15 protein-coding genes, 15 tRNA genes and 2 rRNA genes are annotated in these 14,472 nt (G+C 36.3%); 3 read left to right on the top strand and 29 right to left on the bottom strand.

Going from position 1 to position 14,472, the window contains the following annotated elements:
* Window positions 1-18 precede the first annotated feature (18 nt).
* Window positions 19-435, top strand: a complete 417-nt coding sequence (locus CIB95_RS13860) for a GNAT family N-acetyltransferase (protein ID WP_094926130.1) — start codon at window positions 19-21, stop codon at window positions 433-435.
* A gap of 39 nt (window positions 436-474) precedes the next feature.
* On the opposite strand, the gene CIB95_RS13865 is transcribed toward CIB95_RS13860, so the two are convergent.
* From CIB95_RS13865 to CIB95_RS13875, 3 genes are all read right to left on the bottom strand, one after another.
* On the bottom strand, window positions 475-675 hold the full coding sequence (locus CIB95_RS13865; RefSeq protein ID WP_094926132.1) for a cold-shock protein: 201 nt from the start codon (window positions 673-675) through the stop codon (window positions 475-477).
* Between the two features lie 99 nt (window positions 676-774).
* The gene (locus tag CIB95_RS13870) at window positions 775-2,127 is read right to left on the bottom strand and encodes a glucose-6-phosphate isomerase (RefSeq protein ID WP_094926133.1); all 1,353 of its coding nucleotides are present in this window, start codon (window positions 2,125-2,127) and stop codon (window positions 775-777) included.
* A gap of 115 nt (window positions 2,128-2,242) precedes the next feature.
* Window positions 2,243-3,406, bottom strand: coding sequence for an iron-containing alcohol dehydrogenase (locus CIB95_RS13875; protein ID WP_094926135.1), 1,164 nt, complete (start codon window positions 3,404-3,406; stop codon window positions 2,243-2,245).
* Window positions 3,407-3,543: 137 nt separating this feature from the next.
* Here CIB95_RS13875 and CIB95_RS13880 point away from each other — a divergent pair, with 137 nt between their 5' ends.
* Window positions 3,544-3,777: a DUF378 domain-containing protein gene (locus tag CIB95_RS13880; protein ID WP_094926136.1), complete on the top strand. Its 234-nt coding sequence runs from the start codon at window positions 3,544-3,546 to the stop codon at window positions 3,775-3,777.
* A gap of 46 nt (window positions 3,778-3,823) precedes the next feature.
* Here CIB95_RS13880 and yugI read toward each other — a convergent pair whose 3' ends face one another.
* The 6 genes from yugI to CIB95_RS13910 form a co-directional block, all read right to left on the bottom strand.
* Complete coding sequence (gene yugI / locus CIB95_RS13885; RefSeq protein ID WP_094926138.1) at window positions 3,824-4,234, bottom strand: S1 domain-containing post-transcriptional regulator GSP13; 411 nt, start codon at window positions 4,232-4,234, stop codon at window positions 3,824-3,826.
* Window positions 4,235-4,429: 195 nt separating this feature from the next.
* On the bottom strand, window positions 4,430-5,545 hold the full coding sequence (locus CIB95_RS13890) for a hypothetical protein (protein WP_094926139.1): 1,116 nt from the start codon (window positions 5,543-5,545) through the stop codon (window positions 4,430-4,432).
* On the bottom strand, window positions 5,532-6,089 hold the full coding sequence (locus CIB95_RS13895; RefSeq protein ID WP_094926141.1) for an RNA polymerase sigma factor: 558 nt from the start codon (window positions 6,087-6,089) through the stop codon (window positions 5,532-5,534). The genes CIB95_RS13890 and CIB95_RS13895 overlap by 14 nt, the downstream gene beginning before the upstream one ends.
* A 304-nt stretch (window positions 6,090-6,393) precedes the next feature.
* Window positions 6,394-7,230, bottom strand: coding sequence for a D-amino-acid transaminase (dat, locus tag CIB95_RS13900; RefSeq protein ID WP_094926142.1), 837 nt, complete (start codon window positions 7,228-7,230; stop codon window positions 6,394-6,396).
* Window positions 7,231-7,279: 49 nt separating this feature from the next.
* Entirely contained in the window at window positions 7,280-7,525 is a 246-nt protein-coding gene (locus CIB95_RS13905) for a hypothetical protein (protein WP_094926144.1), read from the bottom strand.
* Window positions 7,526-7,637: 112 nt separating this feature from the next.
* Window positions 7,638-8,369: an N-acetylmuramoyl-L-alanine amidase gene (locus CIB95_RS13910; RefSeq protein ID WP_094926145.1), complete on the bottom strand. Its 732-nt coding sequence runs from the start codon at window positions 8,367-8,369 to the stop codon at window positions 7,638-7,640.
* A gap of 75 nt (window positions 8,370-8,444) precedes the next feature.
* Between CIB95_RS13910 and CIB95_RS13915 the strand changes: the two genes are divergently transcribed.
* Entirely contained in the window at window positions 8,445-9,329 is an 885-nt protein-coding gene (locus tag CIB95_RS13915; protein ID WP_233144148.1) for an alpha/beta fold hydrolase, read from the top strand.
* A gap of 31 nt (window positions 9,330-9,360) precedes the next feature.
* Here CIB95_RS13915 and CIB95_RS13920 read toward each other — a convergent pair whose 3' ends face one another.
* From CIB95_RS13920 to CIB95_RS14015, 20 genes are all read right to left on the bottom strand, one after another.
* Window positions 9,361-10,617, bottom strand: a complete 1,257-nt coding sequence (locus CIB95_RS13920; RefSeq protein WP_094926147.1) for an ABC transporter permease — start codon at window positions 10,615-10,617, stop codon at window positions 9,361-9,363.
* A complete protein-coding gene (locus CIB95_RS13925) occupies window positions 10,610-11,509 on the bottom strand; it encodes an ABC transporter ATP-binding protein (protein WP_094926148.1) in 900 nt (299 codons plus the stop codon). The genes CIB95_RS13920 and CIB95_RS13925 overlap by 8 nt, the downstream gene beginning before the upstream one ends.
* A 77-nt stretch (window positions 11,510-11,586) precedes the next feature.
* Window positions 11,587-12,501, bottom strand: a complete 915-nt coding sequence (locus CIB95_RS13930) for a GNAT family N-acetyltransferase (RefSeq protein ID WP_233144149.1) — start codon at window positions 12,499-12,501, stop codon at window positions 11,587-11,589.
* Between the two features lie 230 nt (window positions 12,502-12,731).
* Window positions 12,732-12,803 (bottom strand) — tRNA-Glu (locus tag CIB95_RS13935).
* A gap of 20 nt (window positions 12,804-12,823) precedes the next feature.
* Window positions 12,824-12,914, bottom strand: a tRNA-Ser gene (locus CIB95_RS13940).
* 9 nt (window positions 12,915-12,923) lie between these two features.
* Window positions 12,924-12,997, bottom strand: a tRNA-Ile gene (locus tag CIB95_RS13945).
* A gap of 5 nt (window positions 12,998-13,002) precedes the next feature.
* Window positions 13,003-13,076: transfer RNA gene (locus tag CIB95_RS13950), tRNA-Gly, on the bottom strand.
* 3 nt (window positions 13,077-13,079) lie between these two features.
* Window positions 13,080-13,164, bottom strand: a tRNA-Tyr gene (locus tag CIB95_RS13955).
* Window positions 13,165-13,190: 26 nt separating this feature from the next.
* Window positions 13,191-13,266, bottom strand: a tRNA-Phe gene (locus tag CIB95_RS13960).
* Window positions 13,267-13,286: 20 nt separating this feature from the next.
* Window positions 13,287-13,362: transfer RNA gene (locus CIB95_RS13965), tRNA-Asp, on the bottom strand.
* A gap of 5 nt (window positions 13,363-13,367) precedes the next feature.
* Window positions 13,368-13,460 (bottom strand) — tRNA-Ser (locus CIB95_RS13970).
* Between the two features lie 9 nt (window positions 13,461-13,469).
* Window positions 13,470-13,546 (bottom strand) — tRNA-Met (locus tag CIB95_RS13975).
* 34 nt (window positions 13,547-13,580) lie between these two features.
* A tRNA-Ala gene (locus CIB95_RS13980) sits at window positions 13,581-13,656 on the bottom strand.
* A gap of 19 nt (window positions 13,657-13,675) precedes the next feature.
* Window positions 13,676-13,752 (bottom strand) — tRNA-Pro (locus CIB95_RS13985).
* 6 nt (window positions 13,753-13,758) lie between these two features.
* Window positions 13,759-13,835: transfer RNA gene (locus CIB95_RS13990), tRNA-Arg, on the bottom strand.
* 20 nt (window positions 13,836-13,855) lie between these two features.
* Window positions 13,856-13,940, bottom strand: a tRNA-Leu gene (locus CIB95_RS13995).
* A gap of 19 nt (window positions 13,941-13,959) precedes the next feature.
* Window positions 13,960-14,035 (bottom strand) — tRNA-Lys (locus tag CIB95_RS14000).
* Between the two features lie 10 nt (window positions 14,036-14,045).
* Window positions 14,046-14,121, bottom strand: a tRNA-Thr gene (locus tag CIB95_RS14005).
* A 9-nt stretch (window positions 14,122-14,130) separates the two neighbouring features.
* Window positions 14,131-14,247: ribosomal RNA gene (rrf, locus tag CIB95_RS14010) — 5S ribosomal RNA — on the bottom strand.
* A gap of 126 nt (window positions 14,248-14,373) precedes the next feature.
* A 23S ribosomal RNA gene (locus CIB95_RS14015) occupies window positions 14,374-14,472 on the bottom strand; the annotation flags it as partial.

Below are 14,472 nucleotides of genomic sequence, written 5' to 3' on the forward strand. Positions count from 1 at the left end.
AAGGAGACAACCAATACGATGGAACTAATAATCAATAACAAAAAAATCAATATTCGTTCGTATAAAGAATCAGACTTTGAACAAATACACCAACTTAATAAAGATGAAAGTTGGAATAACTTAGTGGAAAAACAGACAGATACGAGGCACGCTTGGACAAATTCTTCAATTACGTATGTAGTAACTTGTAATGAAGAACTCATTGGTTATGTTCGCGGATTAACTGATGGTCATATTACTTTATATATTTGTGAATTATTAATAAAGAAAGAATATCGAGGGTTGCAGATTGGTACTGAACTTTTATCTTATGTTCATAACCTATATCCGAAAACACGCATGGAATTACTAGCTTCCACTACTTCACACTCATATTATGAAGCAAATAAATTCCGAAAATTTTATGGCTTCCGTAGAACTTTCGAAGAAATATAAAAACAGACTCGAAATTCGAGTCTGTCTTTTTTTCATTTATTAAGCTTTCGATACGTTCGTAGCTTGAGGACCTCTTTGGCCATTTTCAATTTCAAACGTTACTTCTTCGCCTTCTTCAAGCGATTTAAATCCATCACTCTGGATAGCTGAGAAGTGAACGAAAACGTCTTCTCCACCTTCGCGCTCAATAAATCCAAAACCTTTTTCACTGTTAAACCATTTTACTTTTCCACGTTCCATTTTCTTGTTGCCTCCTAGCATTCTTAAAAAAATTGCAAATTAACCTTGCCTGTTTATTATGTCCGAAAATGTATGTTATAAAACATATTTCCAAAAAAATTATTTTAATCTTTGTTCAAGCTTTGCTTTTTCTTCTTCAAATCCTGGTTTCCCAAGTAAAGCAAACATATTCTTTTTGTATGCCTCGACACCAGGCTGATCAAATGGATTAACAGCTAATAAATACCCACTCATTGCACATGCTTTTTCAAAGAAATAAACAATGTAACCGTAGTGATATGGCGTAAGCTCAGGGATATTTAAGATTAAGTTAGGAACGTTTCCATCTGTATGTGCAAGCATTGTACCGAGCATTGCTTTTTTGTTCACGTAATCGACAGTTTCCCCTGCTAAATAATTAAGACCATCTAAGTCACTATCTTCTTTTTCGATGAAGATTTCTTCCGCTACTTTTTCAACATTAAGTACTGTTTCAAAAATGTTACGTCGACCATCTTGAACATATTGCCCCATTGAATGTAAATCCGTTGAGAAGCTAACAGATGCTGGAAAAATTCCTTTTTGGTCTTTCCCTTCACTTTCGCCAAACAACTGTTTCCACCACTCAGAAAAGCCTGTTAATGCCGGCTCGTAGTTTGCTAATATTTCTGTTGTTTTCCCTTTGCTATATAAGATGTTACGGACAGCTGCATATTGATATGCTTCGTTTTCATGTAATGAAGGGTTATTGAAGTCTTTGCTTGCAGCAAGAGCTCCTTCCATTACCTCTTGAATATTAATGCCGCTTACAGCGATTGGAAGCAGTCCTACAGCTGTTAATACCGAGAAGCGTCCTCCAACATCATCTGGAATAATATACGTCTCATATCCTTCTTCAGAAGCTAATTGTTTCAATGCTCCTTTAGAAGCATCTGTTGTAGCGTAAATACGTTTACGTGCTTCTTCTTTTCCATACTTCTCTTCTAATAGTTTTCTAAAAATACGGAAGGCAATTGCAGGTTCTGTCGTCGTTCCCGATTTGGAAATGACATTAACGGAAACATCTTTTCCTTCGATTAGATCCAATAAATGCTTTAAGTATGTAGATGAAATATTATTTCCAGCAAAGAATACTTGAGGACCTTGTCTCTTTTCTTTCGGTAGTTCATTGTAAAACGTGTTATTAAGAAGATCAATTGCTGATTTTGCCCCTAAGTATGAACCACCAATTCCAATGACGATCAATACATCTGAATCACTTTTAATCTTTTCAGCAGCTTTTTCAATTCTCGTAAATTCATCTTGATCATAGTTGCTTGGCAAATCAACCCAACCTAAATAGTCGTTTCCAGCTCCTGTTTTTTCATGAATTGCCTTATGTGCTTGTTCAACTTTTTCATTTAAATATGTAAGTTCGTGTTCTCCAAAGAAAGATAAAGCTTTTGTGTAATCAAATGTTAGTTTGTTTTGCATTATTTCACTTCCTATTATTGTTTTATCTTCTTAATGTACCAATTGCAATATTTAATGTAAATAATTTGTCTCTTTTTAACTCATCTTTAAAAAAGAAGAGGAAGAACTCCTCTTCTTATAATGATTTAGTAAGTATTTGTTTCACATCATCGCTTTCTAATACTTTAAAACGTCCAAATGGTCCATTTGCCATCGCTTTTTCAACCATAACATCTAGCTTTTCATCATCAATGTTATAATCAGCTAATGTTTTTGGTGCACCTAAGCTGCTCCAAAACGTTCGTAAAGCATCGATTCCTGCTAAAGCAACTTCTTTATCTGTTTTTCCTTCAGGGTTAATTCCAAATACTCGAGTTGCTAATTGCTTAAAGCGTGGCACATTTTCATCAATGACATGTTCCATCCAGTTAGGGAAGATGATTGCTAAACCACCAGCATGGGGAATATCATACACCGCAGAAACCGAATGCTCAATGTTATGTGTAGCCCAATCACCTAAAGCCCCTAATAGTAATGTTTGGTTTAAAGCAACCGTTCCACAAATCATGACTGTTTCACGATGGTCAAAACTTTCAAGATCTTCAAGTAGCTTTGGTCCTGTTTCAATCATCGTTTGTAGTAATGACTCACAAAAGCGATCTTTTAAAGGTGTGTTCTCTACATGGTGGAAATAAAGCTCTAACGTATGACTCATAATATCGACTATCCCGTAAATCGTTTGATCTTTTGGTACAGAAAATGTATGAGTCGGGTCTAAAATTGAGAATTTAGGAAAAACGTGAGGCGTTCCCCAGCCATATTTTTCATGTGTTTCCCAATTAGTAATAACAGAGCCTGAATTCATTTCAGAACCAGTTGCTGCAAGCGTTAAAACTGTTCCTAATGGCAATGCATCTTCTGCAACTGCTTTTTTCGTAATAATATCCCATACATTTCCGTCAAACTTCGCTCCAACCGCAATAGCTTTCGTCGCATCAATAACACTTCCACCACCGACAGCTAGTAAAAAATCAATATCATTTTCTTTACATATAGCAATACCTTTTTCCACTGTAGATAAGCGTGGGTTTGGTTCAACTCCTGCTAATTCATGTACTTCTGCATTTATTTTTTTTAGCTCGTTTAATACATTTTCATAAATTCCTGTTCGCTTAATACTGCCTCCACCATATACGAGTAAAATTTTTTTACCGTACTGTGCTACTTCTTTCGATAAATTGCTTAATGTACCTTTTCCAAAAATTAATTTTGTAGGATTATGTTGTTCAAATGAATTCATTGTCGTCACTTCCCTTTGCTTTTTCATTTATTATGACAAAACTTTGCCCTTTGGTAAAATATTTCAATTGTATAAATCATTTAATAATTACTAAAGATAGAAATGAGCAAATTAATCTTCTAAGGAGGGACCCAATCATGAGTGGTATTCAACGTTTTGCTCTAGCTTTAACAATTATAGGTGCTATTAACTGGGGATTAATTGGTTTCTTTCAATTTGATTTAGTAGCTGCGATCTTTGGCGGTCAAGATGCTGCACTTTCACGCATCGTCTACGGACTTGTCGGTATCGCTGGTTTAATTAACTTAGGTTTATTATTTAAACCATCAGAAGAAGTCGAAAGAAGCCATGCAACAGATGGTATAAGATAAATTTTAGGAAAATAAAAAAACGTCCTTTAACGGGACGTTTTTTCTATTACTTCTTTAATAAAGATTGACGATCGTCTGATTGTGCAATCCAATCTTGCAGCTTATCTTTTAGCGTATTAAAACCGCTAGCAGCTTCTGTTTGAGATGCAGCTGAATAAGAAGAAGTTTTAGTAGCTTTAGGTGCACGACGTGGCTTTGGAGCTTCTTGAGCTGGAGCCTCTTGTGTAGCACGGATTGATAAGCTAATTTTTCCTTTTTCTTCATCTACAGAAAGTACTTTTACTTGTACTTCTTGCCCAACAGATAGATATTCATTAATATCTTTAACGAAGCCATGAGCAACTTCAGAAATATGAACTAAGCCTTGTTTTTCTTCGTTTAAAGCAACAAAAGCACCATATGGTTGGATACCTGTTACTTTTCCTTCTAATACAGATCCTACTTCAATTTTAGACATGGTAACACTCCCGAATTTTATCTTTATCACGCAGTTATCAATTATAACACAGTCAGACTCTAATAGCAAAACATGGTTTTTTGGGCACATTTTTATTATTAACAAATTAAAGAATTTAATGAAATAAAATTGCTAATGTCAAAAAAAAATGTCTAAAATGATCGCTAGAAGCAATCACTTTAGACTTTCAAATAATTATTGCATTGGCATAAAGTTTACTTTCCAAATGCCTTTGTCGTTTTTAGTTAAGGCGAAGCCAATCATACTCTCACGATCTGCAAAGTTTTCGCTTCTATGCATAATTATATCAGCTGTATCCGTCTCTTCATTATCTCTAATATTACTTTCAGCTGTAAATACAATTTGCTCCATCATGTATATCGATTCTATAAAATCTCTCCGCTGTTGCTTCATTTCTTCTGATGGTGGCGTAGATTCTTCTAAATATGTTTCTCTTGATGGGTAATGATGGTTCCCTGTTTTTACCAAAAGATGCCATTGCATATCATCATCACCATTAACTGAAGTATATAGCCATAACGCCATCACTTGAAACGGCTCAAGCCCTCTTAATACTTCATCGTCATAGCCACTATCTTTATACGCATCGTAAATATCTAGTATCTCATACTCCATTTTTCCAAACACATCATTGCCATAAATGTATTTTGTGTTTCCAATAAAGGAATTTAGTTTCTCCTTCGTAATTTCGAATTTATTTTCCTCTTGTGAATGACGATAATTCTCAACAATTATTTGTTTTGCCACATCCATAGAGTATATATCATGAAGTTTATCCTTAGGCATACTTAGATAATTACTTGCTTTATCATATAGTGAATTGAGCTGATCTTGAAAAACTTCATAGAAGGCTTTATTTTCTTCCTCATACTTTGTTTGCTCTTCTTCCTGTTTTTTAATAAATTCTTCCTTACTCATTCCTTTATCTTGGTCAGCACCATCACTTTCCTCTTGCTCATCATTAGTTCCTCCTGAAGAGTGACCATCATAAGATTCTTCTCCAGCACTCTCTGGTGAGGCATCTAATGCTAAAGATTCGTTAACTTCGTTCGATTTACTTCCGCCTTGACCTAATAATGAAGAAAGTCCAACGAATACTCCGATTAATAGAACTGCTGCCAGACTTGCAATATACGTAAAAGGATATTTCTTTACTGGCTTTTTTTTCGGTTGATCTCTTTCATTTAGAATATGGTATAAAATTTTCTCTGAATCGCTTGTTGTATCTATATTGTTGTATTCTTGTTTTAAATGGAGAAGTTTCTTCTCTAGGCGCTTATCCTCGAACATCTTTTATAACCTCCTCGTTGTCCATTAAGATATCTTTTAGTTTGTCTTTTGCTCGTTTTAATCTCGTTTTTACAGTAGAGAGTCTGAGACTTAGTACATCAGCTATTTCATCATATTTTTTATCGTGGAAGTAATATAAAATTAATGGCAGTTTATATTTTTCATTTAACTTTTGTATAGCAATGTGTAACATCTGAGCTTCCTCATCCTCTAACAGCGAGTCATTTAGTGCTTCGGAATAATCAACTCTCTCGTTCATCATTTTTTCCACTTTATTTTTGTTACGTTTATTTTTACGCTTTAAATCTCTCGTAACATTAAGGGTAATTTGGTATAACCAAGTAGTAAATTTCGCCTTTGAATATTGATTTAAAAAACGGTAAACTCTAATAAAAACTTCTTGTGTAACATCCTCAATATCGTTTAGTTCATTACCAATTTGGTAAGCAAACTTTTCAACTACTGGTAAATAGTGGTTCATTAACTGATGAAATGCTTCTATATCACCAGCTTGCGCAGCTTTTATTAAATCTGACTCCTGCATAAGTAATTACCTCTCTTTCTCACTTTCTTATTTATGTAACGATGAAATGGAATATATTGTTTCATTTTTTAAAATAAAAGATATCAACACTCATTTTAACAATATAATTGTTGAAAAATTGCGCTTTTATTGAAATTTAGTAAAAATAATAACTTTTTTATAAATCAACGTATTAAAAGTAGAATAACAGGAAAAGATATAACTAGCTTTCAAGTAATCCCCCCCTTTTATTTTGGCAAAGTCGCTTGCGACTTTGTCTTTTTTTTGCACAAAAAAAGACTGTACGAGTTGTACAGCCTTCCATTTATTTCTTCGTTAATTCTTTAAATCCTTCATATATATTCTTTGTCAGTTCTCCGACTTTACCATTACTAATCTTTTCGCCTTCAACAATAGTAATTGGAAGAACTTCTGACGTTGTACTGGTTACAAAACATTCATCCGCTTCTTTTAAAAAATGTGGTGTGAAAAATTCTTCATGTATTATTATGTTTAATTCCTTAGCCACTTTGAGAACTGCAATCCTCGTAATTCCAGGTAAAATCCCTTTATGGAGTGGTGTTGTATAAAGTTCATTATTCTTAACAACAAAAATATTGCTTGCAGATCCTTCGGTTACAACGTTATCTTTATAAAAAATAGCTTCATAACATCCTTTTTCAGCGGCTTCATTCTTTGCTAGTATATTAGGCAGTAAGTTTAATGATTTAATATAACAATTTGCCCATCTTTGATCTTCTCTTAATAATACACTTCCACCATTTTCTCTAATATCATCCGCTATTTTTTTTGACTTTCGAAAAATCATAGCAGTTACTGGTTGGATATCTTTATCGAAAACATGGTTTCTAGGGGCTGAGCCTCTTGTGATTTGCATGTATATATCAACATTACTTTCATTTAAACGATTTAATCCTTCAGCAATATACTGCTTAAATTCCTCATCACTGTAAGGCATTGGGATGTGAAGTGCTTCGGCACTATTTTTTAATCTTTCAAGGTGTTCTTCCAACATAAATGGTTTTCCATTATATATCCGTACTACTTCGTATACACCATCACCAAAAAGATAACCTCGATCTTCTAATGATACTATTTTTTCGGTACTTTCAATAAACTCCCCATTATAAAAAGCCAGCATATGCCACCCTCCACTACCATCATTTATTATTTTAAACCTTACAGTTATTTTAAGGTAATTGAAATGGAAAGTGAATTATTTGAGCTGGAGCTTTATTCACAAACCGATGCTCGGTTCGATATCCACCTTTTTTTCGCTTACAATATGTTCTTTTAGATATTGGCCTTGGATGTGACCACGCTAAAGAATCGGGATTATCCCATGAGTCGTGCGTTATTAATTCTTGCTTATAGTAATAGCGATTTCCACTAGGATACTCCTCGCATATATAGCGAACGGTATAAACACTATGCACGTAAATTCCTCCATAATCCTTTTCTACTATTCTTTCTCGTGGGCAGGCCTGGTATACTGCCTATGTAAAAATAAATAGCACCTATAGAAGAATCTATTAGGTGCTGAGCTTATTACTTAGTCTCGTCAACTTCATCTTCAACGATATACGTATCGTATCCTTTACCACGCAGCTCCTTCGCAAGTCTTAATGCATTATTTTTCACACGGAATGCACCAACTTGCACTTTATAAAGTTTTGATGATTTCTCTTCTTTTACATATTCAACATTGAAAATTTCACAAATTGCTTTTGCTAGTTCAACAGCACATTCTTTGCGATATGCTTCCGTTATTAAAAGTCTGGCTTCCCTTAAATTATCCATAAATCCGCATTCGACTAATATCGTTGGGATGCTTTTTTTCGTTTTGCGGACAATATATAACCAACTACCATCTTTTACACCACGGTCTCTCATTTCTGTGCCTTTCATTAACCACTTATGAATGATTTGACCATATCTCTTTGACGTCTCGTCAGCTACATAAGCAAACGTTGTAATTCCACCCCAATCGCCCCATTCTCCTTTAAAAGCATTAGCATGGACAGATAGAAATAAATCTACATCCGCATCATTAGCTTTTTTTACACGGTCATAAAGCGACGTATCTTTATCTGTAGGTGCCGTTAATAACGTCCGAAATCCGCATCGTTTTAATTCTTCATTTAAAATCTCTACAACTCTTGAGTTAAATTCGTTTTCCTTCATGAAGCCACCTTCAGGAAATACTGGCGTTCTCTTTCCTGCCGTTTCCATTCCATGGCCGTCATCCAAGGCTATTAAAAATTTACTGCCATCATTCATTGCATACTCTCCTCCTTCTAAAAAGTTATCCTCATAATAAAAATATGGGAAATTAGCTACTGAGGTGCGCCCGTTATGAATTTTTCTATGAAAATCGTAAAAAATAACGTTATGAAAAATGAATATAGAATAACTTATATGAAGGATACAATTACGATTAATACGATCAATGTATATTATGAAAGTTATGTAGAGGAGGGAAGAGAAAAGCCAACAATTATTTTAATCCATGGGTTTTTATCTTCTATATTTAGCTTCAGGAAGTTAATGCCGTTGTTAACTGAACATTTTCATGTATATGCCATTGATTTACCGCCGTTTGGGAAAAGTGAAAAATCGCGTTCTTTCTTTTATTCTTTTTCGACTTATAGTAAACTGGTTGCTTCCTTTTGTGCAAAGAAAAAGCTGTCGAAGGTCAATATTGTCGGACATTCTTTAGGTGGGCAAATAGCCATGCATGTAGCAAAAACATACCCGGATTTAGTGAATAAACTTGTCTTGCTCTGTTCATCTGGCTATATTACTCGTCCGTCACGAAAAATGTTAGCAGCTTCTTACATTCCTTTTTTTAAATGGTACATGAAGAGGAAATTAGCCGAATCAGGTATAAGAGGAAACTTAATGAATGTTGTTTATGATAAGAAAATAGTGAATGAAGAGTTAGAACTAGGCTATGTGGAACCGTTTTTAGATGAAGCAATTTTCGATGCCTTGTTAGTAATGTATCGGAAACTAGAAAATCACTTAATCTCAAATGAGTTAAACCAAATTACTACAGAAACTTTGCTAATATGGGGAAAGGAGGACCGCGTAACGCCATTATCTGTTGGCAAAAGACTTCACAAGGACTTACCGAATAGTAAGCTAATTGTTTACGAAAAAGCAGGGCATTTAATTCCTGAGGAGATTCCGGAGAAGATTGTAACTGACATAAAAAAAATGATAAACCTCTCTACTTAATAGCTGGGAGGTTTATCTGCTTTTTCAATATTTACTTTTTCGTTATTTGAAAAGCTTTTTTTATATTCTTAAATGACATTGCATTTCCATACATTAATACGCCACCACTATAAATTCTCGCACCGATGATTGCAAGAGCTATCGTCGTACCAATTAATATAGAAATGGATAGAATTACTTCTAAAATTGGAACATCTAGCATCCCAACACGTAAAAACATAATCATCGGCGAGAAGAAGGGGATAAAAGATGTTACTTGGATGAATGACGTAGTCGGATTACCAAGCCCTGACATGGCAATCATAAAGCCGACTACCATTAAAATTATGACAGGAGAAACGACTTGATTCGCTTCTTCGACTCGATTTACAAGTGAACCTAAAACCGCTAAGAGCGTAGCATACAATAAAAATCCTAGCATGAAAAATACCAGTGCGTAAATTACTGTTATTACTGGTAGTTCATCAAAACTAATAAATTCAATAAAATTGCTAGGCGCGCCATCTTCCTTCGGCGGCCGATTTTTCATTCCAATGTATCCTGCCGATAATATTAAAGTGAACTGGGTTAATCCTAATGCGGCAATTCCAACTATCTTTCCAAACATTTGTGTCACAGGTGATACGGATGAAATCAATATTTCCATTACTCTTGAAGATTTCTCTGTAGCAACCTCTGTTGAAATCATCGTTCCATAAAAGATGACTGCAAAATAGATTAAAAATAATAGAACGTAGACAATTCCTCTTGCCGCATCTAATTCTTCTTCTGTTTTTGCACCTTTTTCAAGAGCAATTTTTTCAAACGGAACAGGTTCATATATTTTCGCTACTTCTGCCGGGTCCAGTCCTAATTGCTCTGTCGCTTGCATGATTTTGACTTGTTGAAGTGCTCGTTGTATATCATTGATCCAACTAGCCTCTGTCACTGTTTTAGCTTTGAAGGTTGCCACTGGAAGATTTTCATTAGATACCTTTAGATGTAACAAGCCATCGTAGTTACCTTCGATTACTTCCTCTGTCGCTTTATTTTCACTATCATCATATGAAATAAGATTTATATGGGTATCCGTATTACTTAAATGCTGCTCTAGTAGAGGCTTTAATTGTTTCGTCTCATCTAAGACAATTACGGAAATAACTTCCTCCTTATCAAACTTAGCGATAATGACATCCATGTTGGAAACGAGTAAGATTAGTGCAACCGAAATGACACTCGTAATAATAAAAGCTTTCGATTTTAATTTATTAATGTATGTATGTAAAAAAACAATGAAAAACTTATTCATGACCTTCACCCACCTTTTCAATAAAAATCTCATTTAAAGATGGTTCAGCTAATTCAAACTTATTTACAAACCCTTTACCTTGCAAATATTCAAAAATTGTCTGTGATAATTGCTCATTAGATATACTTAGCTCCACTTCATGAGCTCTCTTTTCCATTCTTTCTACACCTTCAATATTGATTAATTCATCAAGAGGAAAGTCGGCTTGGATGATGACCTTTTTCAACCCGTATGACCTTTTTACTTCCTTTAATGAACCGGTAACAACGGATTTACCCTTCTTTAGAATACATAGGTTTTCACATAATTCCTCTACGTGCTCCATCCGATGACTAGAAAAGACAATAGTTGCTCCTTGATCTTTTAAGAAATAAACTGCTTTCTTTAAAAGTTCTACATTTACCGGATCCAACCCACTAAAAGGTTCATCTAAAATGATTAGTTCAGGCTTATGTTGTACTGCTGCTATAAACTGTATCTTTTGTTGATTTCCCTTTGATAGTTCTTCCACTTTCTTATTTGCGTATTCGGGAACTTTAAAAAAATCAAGCCAAAATTCAATTTGTGCAATACACTCTTTTTTCTTCATCCCTTTTAAGCGCCCTAAATAGAGTAATTGATCCTTCACTTTAATATTAGGGTATAAACCTCTTTCTTCAGGTAAATAACCTACGAGATGACTAGTTTTATAATCTAGTTTCTGACCACCCCATAGCACTTCACCATCAGTTGGTGAAAGTAACCCTAGTGCCATCCGAAATGTCGTCGTTTTGCCAGCACCGTTCCCACCTAATAAACCAAATAATTCCCCTTTTGGTATCTCTAATGAAAGGTTATCAACTGCAGTCGCACCTGCAAACTTTTTAGTAACTTCTCTAATAGATAGACCCATTTTTCTCAACCCTTTCTTATAATACAAAGGTACTAGTAGTATTACTTATTTATTCTAGAGTTATTGTAAAAATACCTTTATTCTAAATGCATATCAGTTAGAGATTTGTTTCTAATAAATCCAAGGTTTTCATAAAGTTCTATTGCTGAATTATCTTTTATTACAGCTAAACGGGTAGCTGGGTACTCTTTACTCGATATGTTTATAGAGTGGGTTAACAAAAATCGTCCAAGACCTTTATTTTGATGTTCAGGGTCTACTACTAAACTCATAATTAAAGGATAATCTTCAAATTCCATGTGTAAGCAGACACCAACAATCTTATTATTGCTATTATCAACAATAACTCTTGAACACTCATCCATGATTTTATTGTCTTTATGCTTTTCTATGAATTCCGTAACATGTAGAATATAATCTTCTTTTGATGCAATTTGTTTATAAACTGGATTTGCTTTATAGGATTTCATAATTAAATATGCTATATCATTTATGTCTTCCATTGAAATAGATCTTGAAATATATCCTTCAGGAAGCATTGCCTTCATTGATTGTGTTGGACGTATCATCCAATAATTAACTTCATGAACTTGGCATCCTTTTTGTTTATACATTGCAACGTGTTCTTCTACAATTTCTCTCAGATAAATCTTCTCTTCTGTTTTCGATACCTTTTTTAAATGCTCTAAAAGCTTGTCGACTAATCCTTCATAATCGTCATAAGGAGGAACAACAAATAAATCTGACATAAAATTAGGTTTTAGGAATACACCGCCAACAACGTTTTCATCTTTTATGATTAAATATCCGCAATTAAAAATAGATACTATTTCCAATGATGTCTCCGAGGACCTTCGAAAATAGTAATCTGCATATTTTTGTCCATAATAAATCGAATAATATTTAAAGTATTCATTTGGTTCTTTAAAAACTAGCCTCAATCCATCTCCTAATTCAATATGCTGTTGTAATGATTGAACATGCTCAGTCAAAGTTATCTCCATCCTCGTTATAGTAATTTTCTAATGCTAAAAATCTCAGTAAATAAAAAAACTCATCTATCAGATGAGTTTTTATCTTGATGACCCGTACGGGATTCCGACGCGAAGCTAGTCCTGCTCTTCTCTGGATTAAGCTTCACTTACTATGCAGGGGAACCCTTGGGTGAGAATTACGTTCTTAATACAAAAAAACTCATCTATCAGATGAGTTTTTATCTTGATGACCCGTACGGGATTCGAACCCGTGTTACCGCCGTGAAAGGGCGGTGTCTTAACCGCTTGACCAACGGGCCTTAATAAAATTGTGTGCGACTGGCGGAGAAGGAGGGATTTGAACCCTCGCGCCGCTCGCGCGACCTACACCCTTAGCAGGGGCGCCTCTTCAGCCTCTTGAGTACTTCCCCAAAAATGGATGGGCCTGAGTGGACTCGAACCACCGACCTCACGCTTATCAGGCGTGCGCTCTAACCAGCTGAGCTACAGGCCCATTATTGGAGCGGGTGATGAGAATCGAACTCACAACATCAGCTTGGAAGGCTGAGGTTTTGCCATTAAACTACACCCGCAAATGGTGGAGGGGGGCAGATTCGAACTGCCGAACCCGTAGGGAGCGGATTTACAGTCCGCCGCGTTTAGCCACTTCGCTACCCCTCCGAATATTAAGTTAGTTTAGTGAAAAATGGTGGCTCGGGACGGAATCGAACCGCCGACACGAGGATTTTCAGTCCTCTGCTCTACCGACTGAGCTACCGAGCCTAATCAATGTTTAATAAAAATGGCGGTCCCGACCGGGATCGAACCGGCGATCTCCTGCGTGACAGGCAGGCATGTTAACCGCTACACCACGGGACCATTTATGGAGGAGGAAGAGGGATTCGAACCCCCGCGGGTTTTGACACCCCTGTCGGTTTTCAAGACCGATCCCTTCAGCCAGACTTGGGTATTCCTCCGAAATATTATGGTAGCGGCGGAGGGAGTCGAACCCACGACCTCACGGGTATGAACCGTACGCTCTAGCCAGCTGAGCTACACCGCCATAATATAATTACTACTAGATTATTCAATTTAAATGGTGGAGCCTAGCGGGATCGAACCGCTGACCTCCTGCGTGCAAGGCAGGCGCTCTCCCAGCTGAGCTAAGGCCCCAAATAATTAATAGATTTAATGGTCGGGAAGACAGGATTTGAACCTGCGACCCCCTGGTCCCAAACCAGGTGCTCTACCAAGCTGAGCCACTTCCCGTAGAAATGGCGCGCCCGAGAGGAGTCGAACCCCTAACCTTTTGATCCGTAGTCAAACGCTCTATCCAATTGAGCTACGGGCGCATTTTTTCTATCTATTTATATGGTGCGGGTGGAGGGACTTGAACCCCCACGCCATACGGCACTAGATCCTAAGTCTAGCGCGTCTGCCAATTCCGCCACACCCGCATAATTATTAGTAAATAAATGGTGAGCCATGAAGGACTCGAACCTTCGACCCTCTGATTAAAAGTCAGATGCTCTACCAACTGAGCTAATGGCTCTCAAAAATAGTGGTGCCGGCAAGAGGACTTGAACCCCCGACCTACTGATTACAAGTCAGTTGCTCTACCAACTGAGCTACACCGGCATTTAAAAAGCCTGGCAACGTCCTACTCTCACAGGGGGACAGCCCCCAACTACCATCGGCGCTGAAGAGCTTAACTTCCGTGTTCGGTATGGGAACGGGTGTGGCCTCTTCGCCATCATTACCAGACAAGTTTTAACGACAAGATAAATTATACCATGCAACTTAATGCTAAAACAATGGTATTTTCTTGCAGTTAAAAGGAACATCGTTCCTTCAAAACTAGATAACGACAAACACACACATTTAAAAAAATTGGTTAAGTCCTCGATCGATTAGTATCTGTCAGCTTCACGTGTTACCACGCTTCCACACCAGACCTATCAACCTCATCATCTCTAAGGGATCTTACTT

Source organism: Lottiidibacillus patelloidae (assembly GCF_002262935.1).
Taxonomy (GTDB): Bacteria; Bacillota; Bacilli; order Bacillales; family SA5d-4; genus Lottiidibacillus; species Lottiidibacillus patelloidae.

What these genes read in the sequence shown, in the direction of transcription:
- CIB95_RS13860 (WP_094926130.1), top strand. Translation starts at nt 19, where the DNA reads ATGGAACTAATAATCAATAACAAAAAAATCAATATTCGTTCGTATAAA.
- yugI (WP_094926138.1), bottom strand. Translation starts at nt 4,234, where the DNA reads ATGTCTAAAATTGAAGTAGGATCTGTATTAGAAGGAAAAGTAACAGGT.
- CIB95_RS13910 (WP_094926145.1), bottom strand. Translation starts at nt 8,369, where the DNA reads ATGAATGATGGCAGTAAATTTTTAATAGCCTTGGATGACGGCCATGGA.
- CIB95_RS13890 (WP_094926139.1), bottom strand. Translation starts at nt 5,545, where the DNA reads ATGTTCGAGGATAAGCGCCTAGAGAAGAAACTTCTCCATTTAAAACAA.
- dat (WP_094926142.1), bottom strand. Translation starts at nt 7,230, where the DNA reads ATGCTGGCTTTTTATAATGGGGAGTTTATTGAAAGTACCGAAAAAATA.
- CIB95_RS13870 (WP_094926133.1), bottom strand. Translation starts at nt 2,127, where the DNA reads ATGCAAAACAAACTAACATTTGATTACACAAAAGCTTTATCTTTCTTT.
- CIB95_RS13875 (WP_094926135.1), bottom strand. Translation starts at nt 3,406, where the DNA reads ATGAATTCATTTGAACAACATAATCCTACAAAATTAATTTTTGGAAAA.
- CIB95_RS13915 (WP_233144148.1), top strand. Translation starts at nt 8,445, where the DNA reads ATGAATTTTTCTATGAAAATCGTAAAAAATAACGTTATGAAAAATGAA.
- CIB95_RS13865 (WP_094926132.1), bottom strand. Translation starts at nt 675, where the DNA reads ATGGAACGTGGAAAAGTAAAATGGTTTAACAGTGAAAAAGGTTTTGGA.
- CIB95_RS13895 (WP_094926141.1), bottom strand. Translation starts at nt 6,089, where the DNA reads ATGCAGGAGTCAGATTTAATAAAAGCTGCGCAAGCTGGTGATATAGAA.
- CIB95_RS13880 (WP_094926136.1), top strand. Translation starts at nt 3,544, where the DNA reads ATGAGTGGTATTCAACGTTTTGCTCTAGCTTTAACAATTATAGGTGCT.
- CIB95_RS13920 (WP_094926147.1), bottom strand. Translation starts at nt 10,617, where the DNA reads ATGAATAAGTTTTTCATTGTTTTTTTACATACATACATTAATAAATTA.
- CIB95_RS13925 (WP_094926148.1), bottom strand. Translation starts at nt 11,509, where the DNA reads ATGGGTCTATCTATTAGAGAAGTTACTAAAAAGTTTGCAGGTGCGACT.